Source organism: Variovorax paradoxus (assembly GCF_029919115.1).
Taxonomy (GTDB): domain Bacteria; phylum Pseudomonadota; class Gammaproteobacteria; order Burkholderiales; family Burkholderiaceae_C; genus Variovorax; species Variovorax paradoxus_O.
Genome location: NZ_CP123990.1, coordinates 4,788,478 through 4,804,168, shown reverse-complemented (window position 1 = coordinate 4,804,168; position 15,691 = coordinate 4,788,478). Strand labels below are relative to the sequence as shown.

Below are 15,691 nucleotides of genomic sequence, written 5' to 3'. Positions count from 1 at the left end.
TTGGAAAGTCGTGACTGATATGGGTGCCGGGCCGCAGGTGTTGTCCCCGGGAGGGGGTTGGCGACGCGCCACGAAGTGCGCGAAGACGGGGGGCGAGCCTATTACACTCCTGCAATGATTTTAGCGATCCCCTCCCCACTTGCCGTGGCGCTGGGCATCGCCACCGCGGCTGCCTACGGATTTGCCGCCGCCGCGGGTGCCCGCCTGAGCCGAAAAGCCACCCAGTGGGCCTTGGGGCTCGCATGGCTGCTGCACGCCGCGGTGCTGGCCCACGGCCTTGTTGGCCGCGAGCCCAGGTTCGGCTTTGCGCCGGCCCTTTCCGTCACGGCATGGCTGGTGCTCACCGTCTACGCGGTCGAAAGCCGCATGTACCCGCAGCTGAAGGTTCGGCGGGCATTGGCCTGGTTGGGCGCGGCCGCGGTGCTGCTGGCGGTTATGTTTCCCGGTACGCCGCTTCATGTTTCAGCATCGCCCTGGCTGCCGCTGCACCTTGCACTGGGCATTGCCTCGTATGGACTGTTCGGCGCCGCGGTGGTGCATGCGTGGCTGATCACCCGGGCCGAAAAACAGATTCGCCTCGCCACCGAGCCGCAAGCCGGCGTACCGCTGCTCACGCTCGAACGGCTCACCTTCCGCTTCGTCACAGCGGGCTTCGTGCTGCTTTCCGCCACGTTGCTCGCAGGCCTGCTGTTCAGTGAAACGCTGTACGGCGCCACCGTGCGCGCCTGGAAGTGGGACCACAAGACGGTGTTCTCGGTGCTGGCTTGGATGAGCTTTGCCGTGCTGCTGGTGGGACGCGTCCGCTTTGGTTGGCGCGGCCGCACGGCACGCCGCGTGCTGTATGCGGGCTCGGCCCTGTTGCTGCTGGCCTATGTGGGATCGCGCTTTGTGCTCGAAGTGGTGCTGGCGCGCGGCACGGCATGAAATACCTGCTCGTTCTCGCGGTGCTCTGGGTGGCAATCTGGCTCTGGCGCAAGAACCGCCGCGAAGAAATGCGCGACGCCCAGCGCGAAAAGGCGGCCCGCGCCCAACGCCAGCCCGCCGCACCTGCGCCGCCCAAGGCCATGCTGCGCTGCGCGCATTGCGGCTTGCACCTGCCTGCAAGCGATGCGCTCGGCGGCCCGGGCGACGCGGTGTATTGCAGTGCGGCACACCGTGACGCCGCGGAACGCGGCTGAACGGGTCTTGCTTCCATGAGTTCGTCCCTCTGGTCGCGCGCCGAGGCCATCACCACCGATTGGGACGTGCTCGAACCGGGCCGGAGCGAAAGCGCCGCGCTGCTGCGGCTGTGGCGCGGCTTCATGGCGGCGCGCTGCTTTGTGGCGCTGGTGCTCGTGCTGCTGCAGGGCGTGGCCCTTGCGCTCGGCCAGACGATGCAGCCGCTGGCCATTGCGCTTTCGGCGGGGTACCTGGCCGCCAGCTGGCTGGGGGCGCGCTACGCGCATTTCAAGCCGCCCATCCGTGGCTTTGCGGCGCTGTGGTTCGTGACCATCGGCATCGACCTGGGCACCTTCACTGCGCTCCAGGTGCTGCAGGGCGGCAATATCAACTACACGCCGCTGTTCGCACTGCCGGTGCTCATGAGCGCGGTGCTCGGAACGGTGACCGTCGGCCTGGGCACCACGGCCACCGTCACGCTGCTGCTGCTGGCCGACGCGGGCTGGCACTGGCTCCAGCAGCCCGGCGATTCGTCCACGCGGTTCGTGCAGGCGGCGCTCACCGGCACAGGGCTCTTCGTGGTGGCGCTCTTGGCACACGAGCTGGCCCGCCGGCTGGCGCGCGAAGAAGAAACGGCGCTGCGCAATCGCAGCAGCGCGCAAATGCAGGCGCAGGTGAACGACCTGGTGATCGAAACGCTGAGCGAAGGCGTGCTGGTGATCGACGCCGAAGGCATGGTGCATGCGGCCAACCCCGCCGCCGACGCCATCCTGGGTCAGGGCCTGGCAAAGCTCCCTCTTCCGTTCGCGTTGCACACGCAGCCCGCATGGCACGCGCTTGCCGCGCTGGCGCGCCAGACCTTCGCACGCCGCGCGCCGCAATCCGAAGAGATTCCGGTGGCCCAAGCGCGCGGCGCGGCGCGCGAAGTGCGGGTGCGCACGCGGCTCACGCCCACCAGCGACCAGCGCGTGGACAGCCTGTGCGTGATGTTCCTTCAGGACTTGCGCGAAATCGAGGCCCGCATCCGCACCGAAAAGCTGGCCGCAATGGGCCGCATGTCGGCCGCGGTGGCGCATGAAATCCGCAACCCGCTGGCCGCCATCACGCAGGCCAGCGCGCTGCTCAACGAAGACCTGACCGATCCCGCGCACCGCAAGCTGACAAGCATGGTGCAGCACAACGCACAGCGGCTCGCGCGCATCGTGGACGACGTGCTCGACGTTTCGCGAGCACGCCAGCAGCGCGTGCTTTCGCTGGGCGAGCAGGTCGTGCTCGACCCCGCGGTACGCGCACTCGCCGAAGAGTGGGTGCGCCAGACGCAGCGCCAGGGCGTTCTGATCACCCTCGATGCCGCCGACAGCGAAGTGCGCTTCGACGTCGAGCACCTGCGCCGGCTGCTCGTGAACCTGCTGGACAACGCGGCGCGCTACGCCGGCAAGCGCGAGGGTTCGATCCAGGTCGTCACCACCATGCAGCGCGGCAGCTCAGCCCGCCCGAGCCTGCAAGTGTGGAGCGACGGCGCACCCCTGGAACCGGCGGTGCAGCGCCATTTGTTCGAGCCGTTTTTCTCGTCCGAAAGCCGATCGAGCGGGCTCGGCCTGTTCCTGTGCCGCGAACTGTGCAGGCGCCATGGCGCCACCATCGGCTACGAGCGCCGGGCGCTTGTCGCGGGCGGACCCGAGGGCAACGAATTCTTCGTCAGCTTCGCCCCCAGCGAAAACCGGCTGACACAATAGCGCCGTGACCACTCCCATCCCTCCTTCGCTGCAGCGCCCGGCCAACATCCTCGTCATCGACGACGAGCCCGACCTGCGCACGCTGTATGAACTCACGCTGCTGCGCGAGGGCTACCGCGTGGAAGCCGCGGGCAGCGTTTCGGAAGCGTGGGAGCACCTGGAGGCCGGCCAATTCGATGCGGTGATCACCGACATGCGGCTGCCCGACGGCCAGGGCATGGAAATCATCCACCGCATCCAGAAAGACCAGCGCACCGAGCGCTGCGTGGTGATGACAGCCTATGGCTCCGCCGAAAACGCAGTCGAGGCGCTGAAAGCCGGCGCCTTCGACTACCTGACCAAGCCGGTCGACCTGAAGCAGTTTCGCGCCGTGGTCGCATCGGCCGTTCAAGCACAGCAGGCCGCGCCAGCCAAGGCCACGAAAGCGGCACCGGCGGCGCAAGGCGAACGTGCGGGCGACACCCCCGTCGTTCCAGGCGGCGGCATCGCGGCCCTCGAACGCCTGGTGGGCAACTCGGAGCCGATGCGCCTGGTCAAGTCGCGCATCGCCAAGGTTGCGCGCGGCATGGCGCCCGTGCTGGTGCGCGGCGAATCGGGCACCGGCAAGGAGTTGGTGGCACGCGCCGTACACGCCTGCAGCCAGCGCAGCGACGGCCCGTTCGTCGCGGTCAACTGCGGCGCCATTCCGGAGAACCTGCTCGAAGCCGAATTCTTCGGTGCGCGCAAGGGGTCGTACACCGGCTCGTCGCAAGACCGCGACGGCTACTTCCAGGCCGCGCGCGGCGGCACGCTGTTTCTCGACGAAATCGGCGACCTGCCGCTGGCCATGCAGTCCAAGCTGCTGCGGGCAATCCAGGAGCGCAGCGTGCGTTCCATCGGTTCCACTCAGGAAGACGCAGTCGACGTGCGCATCGTGAGCGCCACCCACAAAGACCTGCACGCAGAAGTCAACGCCGGCCGTTTCCGCCAGGACCTTTTCTACCGGCTCAACGTGATCGAGATTGCGGTGCCCGCGCTGCGCGACCGGCGCGAAGACCTGCCGGCGCTGTGCGCTGCATTGCTTGCGCGCATCGCGCATGACGGCGGGCTGCCGGTGCCGCATCTTTCCGCCGACCTGCTGCAGCGTCTTGCGCAGCATCCGCTGCACGGCAACGTGCGCGAACTCGAGAACCTGCTGCACCGGGCGGTGGCACTCAATGACGGCGACGAATTGCACCTGGACCTGATGGGAGGCGGGCAACCCGCCGTCGCGGGGCTTGCGGCTTCGGCGCCCTCGCCTTCTCCGCCGCCGGACGACGGCGAACCGCCCGCCGCTGCGGCGCCCGCAGCCGCATCCTTCGTGGAACCCAAGACCGCGCCGCCGCCCTTGCCGTCCGACCTGCAGGCCTACCTCGACCAGCAGGAGCGCGAAATTCTTGTGCGCGCACTGCATGAAAGCGGCTTCAACCGCACCGCGGCCGCCGCGCGGCTCGGCATGAGCCTGCGCCAGATCCGCTATCGCATCGCGCGCTTGGGCATCACCACGCCCAATGGCGAAGAAGGCACCGCGAGCAATGCCGACGACTGAAGCATCAGCGGCCAACGCGAGCGGCGGCGACGGCCTCTGGCGCGCCGGCTGGTACCGCTTTGCAAAGGCGCTGCAATCGCCGAATTTCGGCCCGCGACCGACAGGCGCGCAGACCGACCTGATCGTGCTGCACTCCATCAGCTTGCCGCCCGGCGAATATGGCGGCAATGCGGTGCAGCAACTCTTCACCAACGAGCTCGACTGGGACGCGCATCCCTACTTCCAATCCATTCGCGGCCTCGAGGTTTCCTCGCACTTCTATGTGCGGCGCAACGGCGAACTCTGGCAATTCGTGAGCTGCGACGACCGCGCATGGCATGCGGGCGTGTCGTCCTGGCGCGGCCGCGAAAACTGCAACGACGATTCGATCGGCATCGAGCTCGAAGGCCTGGAAGGCCAGCCCTTCGACGAGGCCCAATACGAAACGCTGGCCAGCCTTTGCGCAGCGATTGCGCAGCACTACGCCATCGCGTTCATCGCGGGCCACGAGCACATTGCACCGGGCCGCAAACAGGATCCGGGCGCGGGCTTCGACTGGCAATTGCTGCGCGGCCAGCTCGGCTGGAGTCCGCGGATGTTCCCCGAACAGGTGCTGCCGCTCTAATTTTTTTTATCGGCCGGCGGTATGCGATGCGGCGTTCTTGCGCCGCAGCAATCTCTAAAATCCAGAGCGCGCCTCCAGCAACCATGCGCCTTGCAGGCCCAAATCCGCTTGCAAGCCACAGCCCGCGCGGGTTGCGCGACCATAGGCCAGTATTCATGGGGCATCGCTGGCCGAGTGCCGCGCCCAAACAAATACGCCACTGTGTTGAATATCTCAAAAAACACTACATCTAGTGGTTGTAGACGCTTCGCACCCTAGATATAGTGTCTTCCGTCCGGTCATCACGCACCGGCGCAATGCCCCGCCAAGGCATTGCCACCCAACAAGAATTGCCACACCGAGAGGAAGCGAATGCAAACAGCCCTGAACACCCCATCGACCCCGCGTGCCGTTCCCTCGACGCCGCAGCAGCAGCAACGAGACACTGCTGGCTCGCCCACCGGCCAGAACCTTGCGCACTACCAGATCATCCGCCGCAACGGCGCCGTGGTTCCCTTCGAACCCAACAAGATCGCCATCGCGATGATGAAAGCCTTCCTGGCGGTGCACGGCACCCAGGGCGCGGCTTCGGCCAGCGTGCGTGAAACGGTCGACGCCCTCACGCAAGGCGTGATCCGCGCGATGGTCCGTTCGCGTCCGGGCGGCGGCACCTTCCACATCGAAGACGTGCAAGACCAGGTCGAGCTCGGCCTGATGCGCGGCGGCCACCACGAAATCGCGCGTGCCTATGTGCTGTACCGCGAACGCCGCACGCAAGAGCGTTCCAAGCAAGGCACGCAGGAAGCGCCGGCCGCGCCGCTGCTCCACGTGCTGGACCGCGGCGAGCGCGTGGCGCTCGACCTGAACGAACTCAAGGGCCTGATCGAATCGGCTTGCGAAGGCCTGGGCGACGGCATCAGCGCCGCGCCGATCGTCGCCGAGACGATGCGCAACCTGTACGACGGCGTGCCGCTCGACGAGGTGTACAAGGCCTCGATCCTGGCCGCCCGCACGCTCATCGAGAAGGACCCCGACTACACCTTCGCGACCGCCCGCCTGCTGCTGCACACGATCTTCAAGGAAATCATCGGTCGCGAAGTCATGCCCGCCGAGCGCGCGCAAACCTACGCCGACTACTTCCCGCAGTTCATCAAGAAGGGTGTCGAGAACGAACTGCTCGACGAGAAGCTGCTGCAGTACGACCTGCCCCGCCTGGGCGCGGCGCTCAAGGCCGAGCGCGACAACCAGTTCGACTACCTTGGCCTGCAGACGCTGTACGACCGCTACTTCCTGCACGTGCGCAAGTCGCGCATCGAGCTGCCGCAGGCCTTCTTCATGCGCGTGGCCATGGGCCTCTCGCTGAACGAAATCGACCGCGAAGCCCGCGCCATCGAGTTCTACGAAGTGCTGTCGTCGTTCGACTTCATGTCGAGCACGCCCACGCTCTTCAACGCCGGCACGCTGCGCTCGCAGCTTTCCAGCTGCTACCTGACCACCGTGCCCGACGACCTGGACGGCATCTACGAGTCGATCAAGGAAAACGCCCTGCTCTCCAAGTTTGCAGGCGGCCTGGGCAACGACTGGACCCGCGTGCGCGCGCTGGGCAGCCATATCAAGGGCACCAACGGCGAATCGCAAGGCGTGGTGCCGTTCCTCAAGGTGGTGAACGACACCGCCGTGGCGGTGAACCAGGGCGGCAAGCGCAAGGGCGCGGTCTGCACGTATCTTGAAACCTGGCACCTCGACATCGAGGAGTTCCTGGAACTGCGCAAGAACACCGGCGACGACCGCCGCCGCACGCACGACATGAACACGGCCAACTGGATTCCCGACCTCTTCATGCGCCGCGTGATGGAAAAGGGCACCTGGACGCTGTTCTCGCCCTCCAACGTGCCCGACCTGCACGACCTGTTCGGCGCCGACTTCGAAAAGGCCTACGTCGCCTACGAAGAAAAGGCCGCGCGCGGCGAGATCAAGCCTGCCCGCACCATCCAGGCGTCGGACCTGTGGCGCAAGATGCTCACAATGCTGTTCGAGACCGGCCATCCCTGGATCACGTTCAAGGACGCCTGCAACGTGCGCTCGCCGCAGCAGCACGCCGGCGTGGTTCACTCGTCGAACCTGTGCACCGAAATCACGCTGAACACCAGCGACACCGAAACCGCCGTTTGCAACCTGGGTTCCGTGAACCTGCTGCAGCACCTGAAGGACGGCAAGGTCGACCAGGAAAAGCTCAAGAAGACGATCTCGACTGCCATGCGCATGCTCGACAACGTGATCGACATCAACTACTACGCCGTGAAGAAGGCGCGCGACTCGAACCTGCGCCACCGTCCGGTCGGCCTGGGCCTGATGGGCTTCCAGGACGCGCTGTACGAACTGCGCATTCCCTACGCATCGCAAGAAGCCGTTCAGTTTGCCGACGAGTCGATGGAAGCCATCTGCTATCACGCCTACTGGGCCTCGACCGAGCTGGCCAAGGAACGCGGCAAGTACTCGAGCTACAAGGGCTCGCTGTGGGACAAGGGCATCCTGCCGATCGACACGCTCGACCTGCTTGAAAAAGCACGCGGCGGCTATGTCGAGGTCGACCGCTCGGCCACGCTCGACTGGGACGCGCTGCGCCAGAAGATCAAGGCCGACGGCATGCGCAACTCCAACTGCGTGGCCATCGCACCGACCGCGACCATCTCGAACATCATCGGCGTCGACGCCTCCATCGAGCCTTGCTTCGGCAACCTCTCGGTCAAGTCGAACCTGTCGGGCGAGTTCACCGTGATCAACCACTACCTGGTGCGCGACCTGAAGCGCCTGGGCCTGTGGGACGACGTGATGGTGATGGACCTGAAGCACTTCGACGGTTCGCTGCGTCCGATCGACCGCGTGCCGCAAGACGTGAAGGCGCTCTACGCCACCGCGTTCGAAGTGGAAACCACGTGGCTCGTCGAAGCCGCCTCGCGTCGCCAAAAGTGGATCGACCAGGCGCAGTCGCTCAACATCTACATGGCCGGCGCATCGGGCAAGAAGCTCGACGACACCTACAAGCTCGCATGGCTGCGCGGCCTGAAGACCACCTACTACCTGCGCACGCAGAGCGCGACGCACGCCGAAAAATCCACCGTGCAATCGGGCCGCCTCAATGCGGTGTCGTCGGGCAGCGATGCACCGTCGGGCATGAGCGCACTCGACGCAGCAGCTGCTGCAGCAAAGGCGCAGATGAACGCGATTCCTGCAACCGACATCGCGTTCTGCGGCGTGGACGATCCGACTTGCGAAGCATGCCAATGACGCGTCGGTGAAGCGAGCGAGGTCCATGCACAACGCGCGAACCCTCAGTCGATCACGGCATTGACTGACATCGCGCGATGCATGAGAGCAACATAACAACCACATAAATGGAGCGCGACGTGAACGAGCACTTTGCAACTCACATCGTTGCTCCGATAATTGAGCATTGGATTTTTCTATGTTGACCTGGGACGAAGAAGTCAAGCCCTCCTTACCAAAGGATATGCAACAAGGATTGCAGCAACACCACGCATCGACCAGCGGCTTGCCCGCAGGCCGACCGGTGGACGCTCCGACTTCGTCGATTGCACAACCCACGGCCCCCGTCGCAGCGCAGCGCGTCAAGGCTTCCGACAAGCGCATCATCAACGGCCAGACCGACGTCAACCAGCTGGTGCCGTTCAAGTACAAGTGGGCCTGGGAAAAATACCTCGCCACTTGCGCCAACCACTGGATGCCGCAAGAAGTGAACATGACGCGCGACATCGCGTTGTGGAAAGACCCCAACGGCCTGACCGAAGACGAGCGCCGCATCGTCAAGCGCAACCTCGGCTTCTTCGTGACCGCTGACTCGCTGGCCGCCAACAACATCGTGCTGGGCACCTATCGCCACATCACGGCGCCCGAGTGCCGCCAGTTCCTGCTGCGCCAGGCTTTCGAGGAAGCGATCCACACGCACGCGTACCAGTACATCGTCGAGTCGCTCGGCCTGGACGAGAGCGAGATCTTCAACGCCTACAACGAAGTGCCGTCGATCCGCGAGAAGGACCAGTTCCTGATCCCGTTCATCGACGCCATCAGCGACCCGCACTTCAAGACCGGCACGCACGAAACCGACCAGACGCTGCTCAAGTCGCTCATCGTGTTCGCCTGCCTGATGGAAGGTCTCTTCTTCTACGTCGGCTTCACGCAAATCCTTGCGCTGGGCCGCCAGAACAAGATGACCGGCGCCGCCGAGCAGTACCAGTACATCCTGCGCGACGAGTCGATGCACTGCAATTTCGGCATCGACCTGATCAACCAGCTCAAGCTCGAGAACCCCGGCCTCTGGACTCCCGAGTTCAAGGCCGAGATCAAGGCCCTCTTCATGAAGGCCGTCGAGCTCGAGTACAAATACGCCGAAGACACCATGCCGCGCGGTGTGCTCGGCATGAACGCCTCCATGTTCAAGGGCTACCTGCGCTACATTGCCAACCGGCGTGCACAGCAGATCGGCCTCGAAACGCTCTTCCCGAACGAGGAAAACCCGTTCCCCTGGATGAGCGAAATGATTGACCTGAAGAAAGAGCGCAATTTCTTTGAGACCCGCGTGATCGAGTACCAGTCGGGTGGCGCGCTCTCCTGGGATTGAATCTTTCCGATAAGAATTAATGAATTCAAGAATTGCCCTTGCCACCGATCGCGCCGAAGAGCGCGGCATGGACGAGGGCTCAGGTGTTCATGGTGCTGGAGCACAGATTCCAACGCCATGAATCGCTTTGCGCTACCAACGTGCGCGGAGTGCTTCAATAGGTTGATTTTTTCAACTTGATCAAGGAGAAATAGAAATGGCAACTGCAAAGAAAGCGCCGGCTAAGAAAGCCGCTGCAAAGAAGGCTCCGGCAAAGAAGGTCGCGGCCGCTAAGAAGGCTCCCGCCAAGAAGGTAGCAGCGAAGAAGGCGCCGGCCAAGAAGGTCGCTGCCAAGAAGGTAGCCGCCAAGAAGGCGCCTGCGAAGAAGGTAGCCGCCAAGAAGGCAGCTCCGGCAAAGAAGGCCGCTGCCAAGAAGGCTCCGGCGAAGAAGGCCGCAGCGAAGAAGGCTCCTGCCAAGAAGGCGGCGGCGAAGAAGGCTCCGGCGAAGAAGGCCGCTGCCAAGAAGGCCCCTGCGAAGAAGGCTGCCGCCAAGAAGGCTCCTGCCAAAAAGGCTGCGGCCAAGAAAGCCGCGAAAAAGCCCGCTGCCAAGCCTGCCGCTGCTGCCAAGAAGCCTGCTGCGAAGAAGGCCGCAAAGGCAGCACCTGCCGCAGCGCCTGCTCCTGCTGCGCAAACGACGCTGAACCCGCAGGCAGCCTGGCCGTTTCCGACGGCCAGCAAGCCCTGAGCTTCTCAGCGGCCTTGACGGCAAAAAGCCCGGCACCTCACGGTGCCGGGCTTTTTTTATGCGCGCCGCCCGCGAAGGCGAGCGAGCGACGGGCGGCTCAGAGGCCCAGCGCCTTCTTGTCGATCTGATAGTTCTGAGGCCCGCGCTGCGCGATCTTGAGCGCACCGATGCGGTTGCCAAGTGCCGCGCACTGCGCAAGCGGCCATTCCTTTTCCAGACCGAAAAGCAGCGCGCCGCGCCATGCATCGCCGCAGCCGGTGGGTTCGACCACCGCGGTCGGCGTCACACCCGGCACGTGCTCGCGCTCACCGTCGGTCCACACCTCGCAGCCTTCGGCCGCCAAGGTAACGACCAGGCCGCGCACGCGCTTGGAAATTTCGGCCAGGCCCCAGCCGGTGCGCTGCGAGAGCATCTTTCCCTCGTAGTCGTTGACGACCACCCAGCTTGCCAGGTCGATGAAGTGCTTGAGCGCCTCGCCATCGAACATCGGCAGGCCCTGGCCCGGATCGAACACGAACGGAATGCCGGCGGCGGCGAATTGCTCGGCATGCTGCAGCATCGCTTCGCGGCCGTCGGGCGCGATGATGCCGACGCGGATGTCTTCGCGGGCGGCGATCTTCGTGAGATGCGCCTGCTGCATTGCACCGGGATGAAACGCCGTGATCTGGTTGTTGTCGACGTCGTTCATGATCATCGCCTGCGCGGTGAAGGTGTCGCCCTGCTGGCGCACGAACTCGGTGCTGATGCCCAGCGTACGCAGGCGCTCCAGGTAGTCGGCTCCGTCGCTTCCGAGCGTGGCCATCGGCAATGCCGTGCCGCCCAGCGCGTTGAGGCTGTAGGCGATGTTGCCGGCACAGCCCCCAAAGTCACGCCGCAGGCCCGGCACCAGGAACGACACATTGAGAATGTGCAGCTGGTCCGGAAGGATCTGGTCGGCAAACCGGCCCTCGAAAGTCATGATGGTGTCGAACGCGAGGGAACCGCAAATCACTGCTGCCATGGTGAGCCGTTGGTTGAAGGTGAAGGGATGAAATGAACAAGGCGCGGGCGCGAACCCTGCCTAAGGATAGAACGCTTCCACGCGGTAGCCGGCAATGGGCGGCAGCGTTGCCGACTCCGTTGCCGACAGCGTGAGCGGGAGCGACGCGGCCTGATCGGAACGCGCCGCGAGCACCGCCGGCGCACCGTAGTCCGAAGCCGTGAGTACGCGGCGCACCACTGCCCGCTCCTGGGTATCGAGCAGCGAAAGCTCGATGGCCGGCATGGCCAGCGGAACCATCGCGCCATTGCGCAAGGTAAAGCTGAGCCGGTAGTCGTTGTTGCCGGTTTTCTCGCGCGCGAAGGCCGCGCCTTCGATCACGATGTCGCCGATCTGGCGCAACGCCATGAGCTCGCAGCCGGTGAACCGGCACATCGCAGCAAACGCCGGGCGCAGGTTCGGTTGGCGGGCCACGATGCCGTCGCGCTCGTGATGCAACACTTGCACTGCGAACAGCAGGACTGCCAGCACGGCCAAGAACCAAAGCGCGAATCGCACGACGCCGCGCTGCCAGAACCCTTCGGTGCCACGGTCCACCTTCTCGTCACCGGAGAAAGGAGCCCTGTCCGAGTCCTCTGCTTCGTGAATCGGCGCAGGGAGCGGCAAGGGACCCGAATCCGCATCGGGTTCGCTCGCCTCTCGCACCATCGAGCCCGCCGCCTTTGCGGCGCTGCGTTCGTCGCGCGCCTTGGCACTCGCGATCTTGGCCGACTTGATGCGAGCCCGGCGCAGCGCCTTTTGCATCTGCACCTGGTCGCGGTCCTGTGCGGCCTCGTGCTTTTCGTCTTCGACGCTGGCAGACGCCGCCATTTCGCGGGCCTTGATGCGCAAGGCCGGCAATGGAGGCGGCGGTGGTGGCGGCGGCGAAGGCGGTGCCGCAAGATTCAGGTCGATGTTCGGAAACGGCGGCAGCGAACTTGCCGGAGGCCGCCATTCGGGCTCATTGGCTTCGAAGTCGGACCACAGTTCGTCGGCAATGATTCCGTGCGCGGGCAGGACGAAGGCCGTTGCGGACGGCGTGGCGGCTGCGGGACTTGGCGCATTCCCAGGTGCGGGCCTGGTCTCGGGAAGCGGTGCCGGCGGCAGAAGCTCGTCAGTCTCTTCCGGCGGCGACGAAGGGACAGCGTCCGACGGTTCAATATGCTCAGGTTCGTCGTCGAAGAAGTCCGCGTCTTCCGCGGTATGCGAAGACTCCGACGCGAACTCCGCTTCGGCCTTTGCGGAAGGCTCCGTTGGAGGCGGAGGTGTAGCTGCCGGACCCGGGACGCCGTCTGGCGCCTCGTGCAGATCGAGCGTGGCGTCGAAGACATTGCTGCAGCGGCCGCAACGCACCCAGCCATCCGAGATGCGAAGCTGGTCGCGCACCACCTTGAAGGTGGTGGCACAGGCGGGGCAACGCGTGACAAGGCTCATGACCGGGCGATTGTAGGGTCGGGCCCCCGCCCCGCGAGCGGTGCGCGGCGGTGCGAAATCCCGGCCGCGCTGCTCAGCAGCGAGCCGTCATCAGGATCCAGCCGTCCTCGCTGTCGCTCACCTCGAGCGCGGCATAGGGCGCATAGGCCTGCTTCAGCTCGTCGGCCTGCCGCTCGAGAATGCCGGCGAGCACAAGCGACCCGCCCGGCGCCACGTGGCTGCGCAGCAAGGGCGCAAGCACCTTGAGCGGCGTCGCGAGGATGTTGGCCAGCACCGTGTTGTAGTTGCCCTTGGCCGCTTCCGGCAGGCCGGCATTCAGACGCACGCCATTGGCTTCGGCATTGAGGCGTGTCGACGAGACGGCGGCCTCGTCGATGTCGACGGCATCGATATCGATTGCGCCGAACTTTGCCGCGCCAATGGCAAGAATGCCTGAGCCGCAGCCGTAGTCGAGCACGCGCTGGTCGCTGAATGCACCTTCGCCCTGCTTCGCGATCCAGCGCAGGCACATGCGCGTGGTGGGATGCGTCCCGGTACCGAAGGCGAGCCCCGGGTCGAGCCTGATCAACTGCCTGGCTTGCTCGGGCGGCTCATGCCAGGTGGGCACGATCCAGAATTCGGGCGTGATCTCGACCGGCGCGAATTGCGACTGCGTGAGCCGCACCCAGTCTTGGTCGGGCACCGGCGCCACGCCGAGCAGCGCGCAGCCTTCGAAGAAGTCCTGCAGCGCGAGCACCGACGCAGCCTCTTTGGCCAGTGCTTCGTCGGCGAACAGCGCGATGACGCGCGACCGCTGCCAGCCCTCCTTGGGCGGCGGCATGCCGGGCTCGCCGAACAGCGCCTGCTCGGCATCGGTCTGCGCGTCGGCATCTTCCACCGACACGCTCAGCGCGTCGAGTGCGTCGAGCGCGTCGCTGAGCATTTCGACCCGGTCTTCCGGCGCCATCAGGCGAAGTTCAAACATGGTGGCGTCGGGTGCTGCTCAGCGCTTGTGCGCCGCCAGCCACTCTTCCAAATAGTGGATGTTAGTGCCGCCGCTCATGAACTTGGCGTCGACCATCAGTTCGCGGTGAAGCGGAATGTTGGTCTGGATGCCTTCGATCACGGTTTCGTTCAGCGCCGTGCGCATGCGCGCCATGGCCTGCTCGCGCGTGTCGCCATACACAATGATCTTGCCGATCATGGAGTCGTAGTTGGGCGGGACGAAGTAGTTGGTGTACGCATGCGAATCCACGCGAACCCCGGGGCCGCCCGGCGGGTGCCACATGGTGATGCGGCCCGGCGACGGCGTGAACTTCCAGGCGTCTTCGGCGTTGATGCGGCACTCGATCGCGTGGCCGCGCATTTCGATCTGGCGCTGGGTGAACGGCAGCTTTTCGCCCGCCGCCACCATGATCTGCGTCTTCACGATGTCGATGCCGGTGGTGAACTCGGTCACCGGGTGCTCCACCTGCACGCGCGTGTTCATTTCGATGAAATAGAACTCGCCGTTTTCGTACAGGAACTCGAAAGTGCCGGCGCCGCGGTAGCCGATTTTCTTGCAGGCCGCCGCGCAGCGCTCGCCGATCTTCTCGATCAGCTTGCGCGGAATGCCGGGCGCCGGCGATTCCTCGATCACCTTCTGGTGGCGCCGCTGCATGGAGCAGTCGCGCTCGCCCAGGTAGACCGCGTTCTTGTGCTTGTCGGCCAGGATCTGGATTTCAACGTGGCGCGGATTCTGGAGAAACTTCTCCATGTACACGGCCGGATTGTTGAAAGCAGCGCCGGCTTCCGCCTTGGTCATCTGGATCGCGTTGACCAGTGCCGCTTCGGTGTGCACCACGCGCATGCCGCGGCCGCCGCCGCCGCCCGCGGCCTTGATGATGACCGGATAGCCGATGGCCCGCGCAATGCGCTTGTTGGTGGCGGCGTCGTCGGACAGCTCGCCCTCGGAGCCGGGCACGCAAGGCACGCCGGCCTTGATCATGGCCTGCTTGGCCGAGACCTTGTCACCCATCGTGCGGATGTTGTCGGGCGTCGGGCCGATGAACTGGAAACCGCTTTGCTCCACGCGCTCGGCGAAGTTGGCGTTTTCGCTCAGGAAACCGTAGCCGGGGTGAATCGCTTCGGCGTCGGTGACCTCGGCCGCCGAGATGATCGCCGGCATGTTGAGGTAGCTCAGCGACGACGGTGCCGGGCCGATGCACACGGCTTCTTGCGCCAGCTTGACGTACTTTGCGTCGCGGTCCGCTTCGGAATAGACCATCACGGCCTTGATGCCGAGCTCGCTGCAGGCGCGCTGGATCCGGAGGGCGATTTCCCCCCGGTTTGCAACCAGGATCTTCTTGAACATGGTCACTCGATGATGAACAGCGGCTGGCCGTATTCGACTGCCTGACCGTTTTCGCCGAGGATCTGGGTGATCGTGCCGGACTTGTCCGCTTCGATTTCGTTGAGGATCTTCATCGCTTCGATGATGCAGACCGTGTCGCCCTCGTTGACCTTGCTGCCGACTTCGACGAACGCCGGTGCGCCGGGGCTGGACGACCGATAGAAGGTCCCGACCATGGGCGACTTGACTGCGTGGCCCGTGGGCGCGGCTTCGGCGGCCGGTGCGCTGGCAAGCGCAGGCGCTGCCGGAGCACCGGCTGCGGGAGCGGCAGCAGCAGGTGCCGCCACGGTCTGTACATATTGCACCGGGGCAGCGCCGCCGCCTTTGACGATGCGAACCTTGCCTTCGGTTTCGGTGATTTCCAGTTCGGAAATATTGGATTCAGACACCAAGTCGATCAGTGTCTTCAGTTTGCGCAGATCCATGGGGCTCCAGTGCCGACTTTGCCGGTCAATAGGATG

Annotated in this window: 13 protein-coding genes; 8 read left to right on the top strand and 5 right to left on the bottom strand. The window is 65.0% G+C overall.

The window, feature by feature from the left end; all coding sequences use genetic code 11:
- Positions 1–114: 114 nt before the first annotated feature.
- From QHG62_RS23080 to QHG62_RS23045, 8 genes are all read left to right on the top strand, one after another.
- On the top strand, positions 115–924 hold the full coding sequence (locus QHG62_RS23080) for a cytochrome C assembly family protein (protein ID WP_281147957.1): 810 nt from the start codon (positions 115–117) through the stop codon (positions 922–924).
- Complete coding sequence (locus QHG62_RS23075) at positions 921–1,178, top strand: PP0621 family protein (protein ID WP_281147956.1); 258 nt, start codon at positions 921–923, stop codon at positions 1,176–1,178. Before QHG62_RS23080 ends, QHG62_RS23075 begins: the two co-directional genes overlap by 4 nt.
- Before the next feature lie 15 nt (positions 1,179–1,193).
- Positions 1,194–2,894, top strand: a complete 1,701-nt coding sequence (locus QHG62_RS23070; protein ID WP_281147955.1) for a two-component system sensor histidine kinase NtrB — start codon at positions 1,194–1,196, stop codon at positions 2,892–2,894.
- A 4-nt stretch (positions 2,895–2,898) separates the two neighbouring features.
- Positions 2,899–4,461 carry a sigma-54-dependent transcriptional regulator gene (locus QHG62_RS23065; protein ID WP_432445556.1) on the top strand — a complete coding sequence of 521 codons (1,563 nt, stop codon included), beginning with the start codon at positions 2,899–2,901 and terminating at the stop codon, positions 4,459–4,461.
- On the top strand, positions 4,448–5,065 hold the full coding sequence (gene ampD, locus QHG62_RS23060) for a 1,6-anhydro-N-acetylmuramyl-L-alanine amidase AmpD (protein ID WP_281147954.1): 618 nt from the start codon (positions 4,448–4,450) through the stop codon (positions 5,063–5,065). Before QHG62_RS23065 ends, ampD begins: the two co-directional genes overlap by 14 nt.
- A gap of 351 nt (positions 5,066–5,416) precedes the next feature.
- On the top strand, positions 5,417–8,332 hold the full coding sequence (locus tag QHG62_RS23055; protein ID WP_281147953.1) for a ribonucleoside-diphosphate reductase subunit alpha: 2,916 nt from the start codon (positions 5,417–5,419) through the stop codon (positions 8,330–8,332).
- A gap of 178 nt (positions 8,333–8,510) precedes the next feature.
- Entirely contained in the window at positions 8,511–9,683 is a 1,173-nt protein-coding gene (locus QHG62_RS23050; RefSeq protein ID WP_281147952.1) for a ribonucleotide-diphosphate reductase subunit beta, read from the top strand.
- Between the two features lie 196 nt (positions 9,684–9,879).
- A complete protein-coding gene (locus tag QHG62_RS23045) occupies positions 9,880–10,407 on the top strand; it encodes a histone H1-like DNA-binding protein (protein ID WP_055801757.1) in 528 nt (175 codons plus the stop codon).
- 97 nt (positions 10,408–10,504) lie between these two features.
- Here the strand turns inward: QHG62_RS23045 and QHG62_RS23040 are convergent, their stop codons facing one another.
- The 5 genes from QHG62_RS23040 to accB form a co-directional block, all read right to left on the bottom strand.
- Positions 10,505–11,407 carry a carbohydrate kinase family protein gene (locus QHG62_RS23040; RefSeq protein ID WP_281147951.1) on the bottom strand — a complete coding sequence of 301 codons (903 nt, stop codon included), beginning with the start codon at positions 11,405–11,407 and terminating at the stop codon, positions 10,505–10,507.
- A gap of 60 nt (positions 11,408–11,467) precedes the next feature.
- A complete protein-coding gene (locus QHG62_RS23035; protein WP_281147950.1) occupies positions 11,468–12,859 on the bottom strand; it encodes a zinc-ribbon and DUF3426 domain-containing protein in 1,392 nt (463 codons plus the stop codon).
- Positions 12,860–12,932: 73 nt separating this feature from the next.
- Entirely contained in the window at positions 12,933–13,823 is an 891-nt protein-coding gene (gene prmA / locus QHG62_RS23030; RefSeq protein WP_281147949.1) for a 50S ribosomal protein L11 methyltransferase, read from the bottom strand.
- A gap of 18 nt (positions 13,824–13,841) precedes the next feature.
- Positions 13,842–15,191 (bottom strand): acetyl-CoA carboxylase biotin carboxylase subunit, encoded by a 1,350-nt coding sequence (gene accC / locus QHG62_RS23025; protein ID WP_126747952.1) that lies wholly within the window; start codon positions 15,189–15,191, stop codon positions 13,842–13,844.
- 2 nt (positions 15,192–15,193) lie between these two features.
- Complete coding sequence (accB, locus tag QHG62_RS23020; protein ID WP_281147948.1) at positions 15,194–15,655, bottom strand: acetyl-CoA carboxylase biotin carboxyl carrier protein; 462 nt, start codon at positions 15,653–15,655, stop codon at positions 15,194–15,196.
- Positions 15,656–15,691 lie beyond the last annotated feature (36 nt).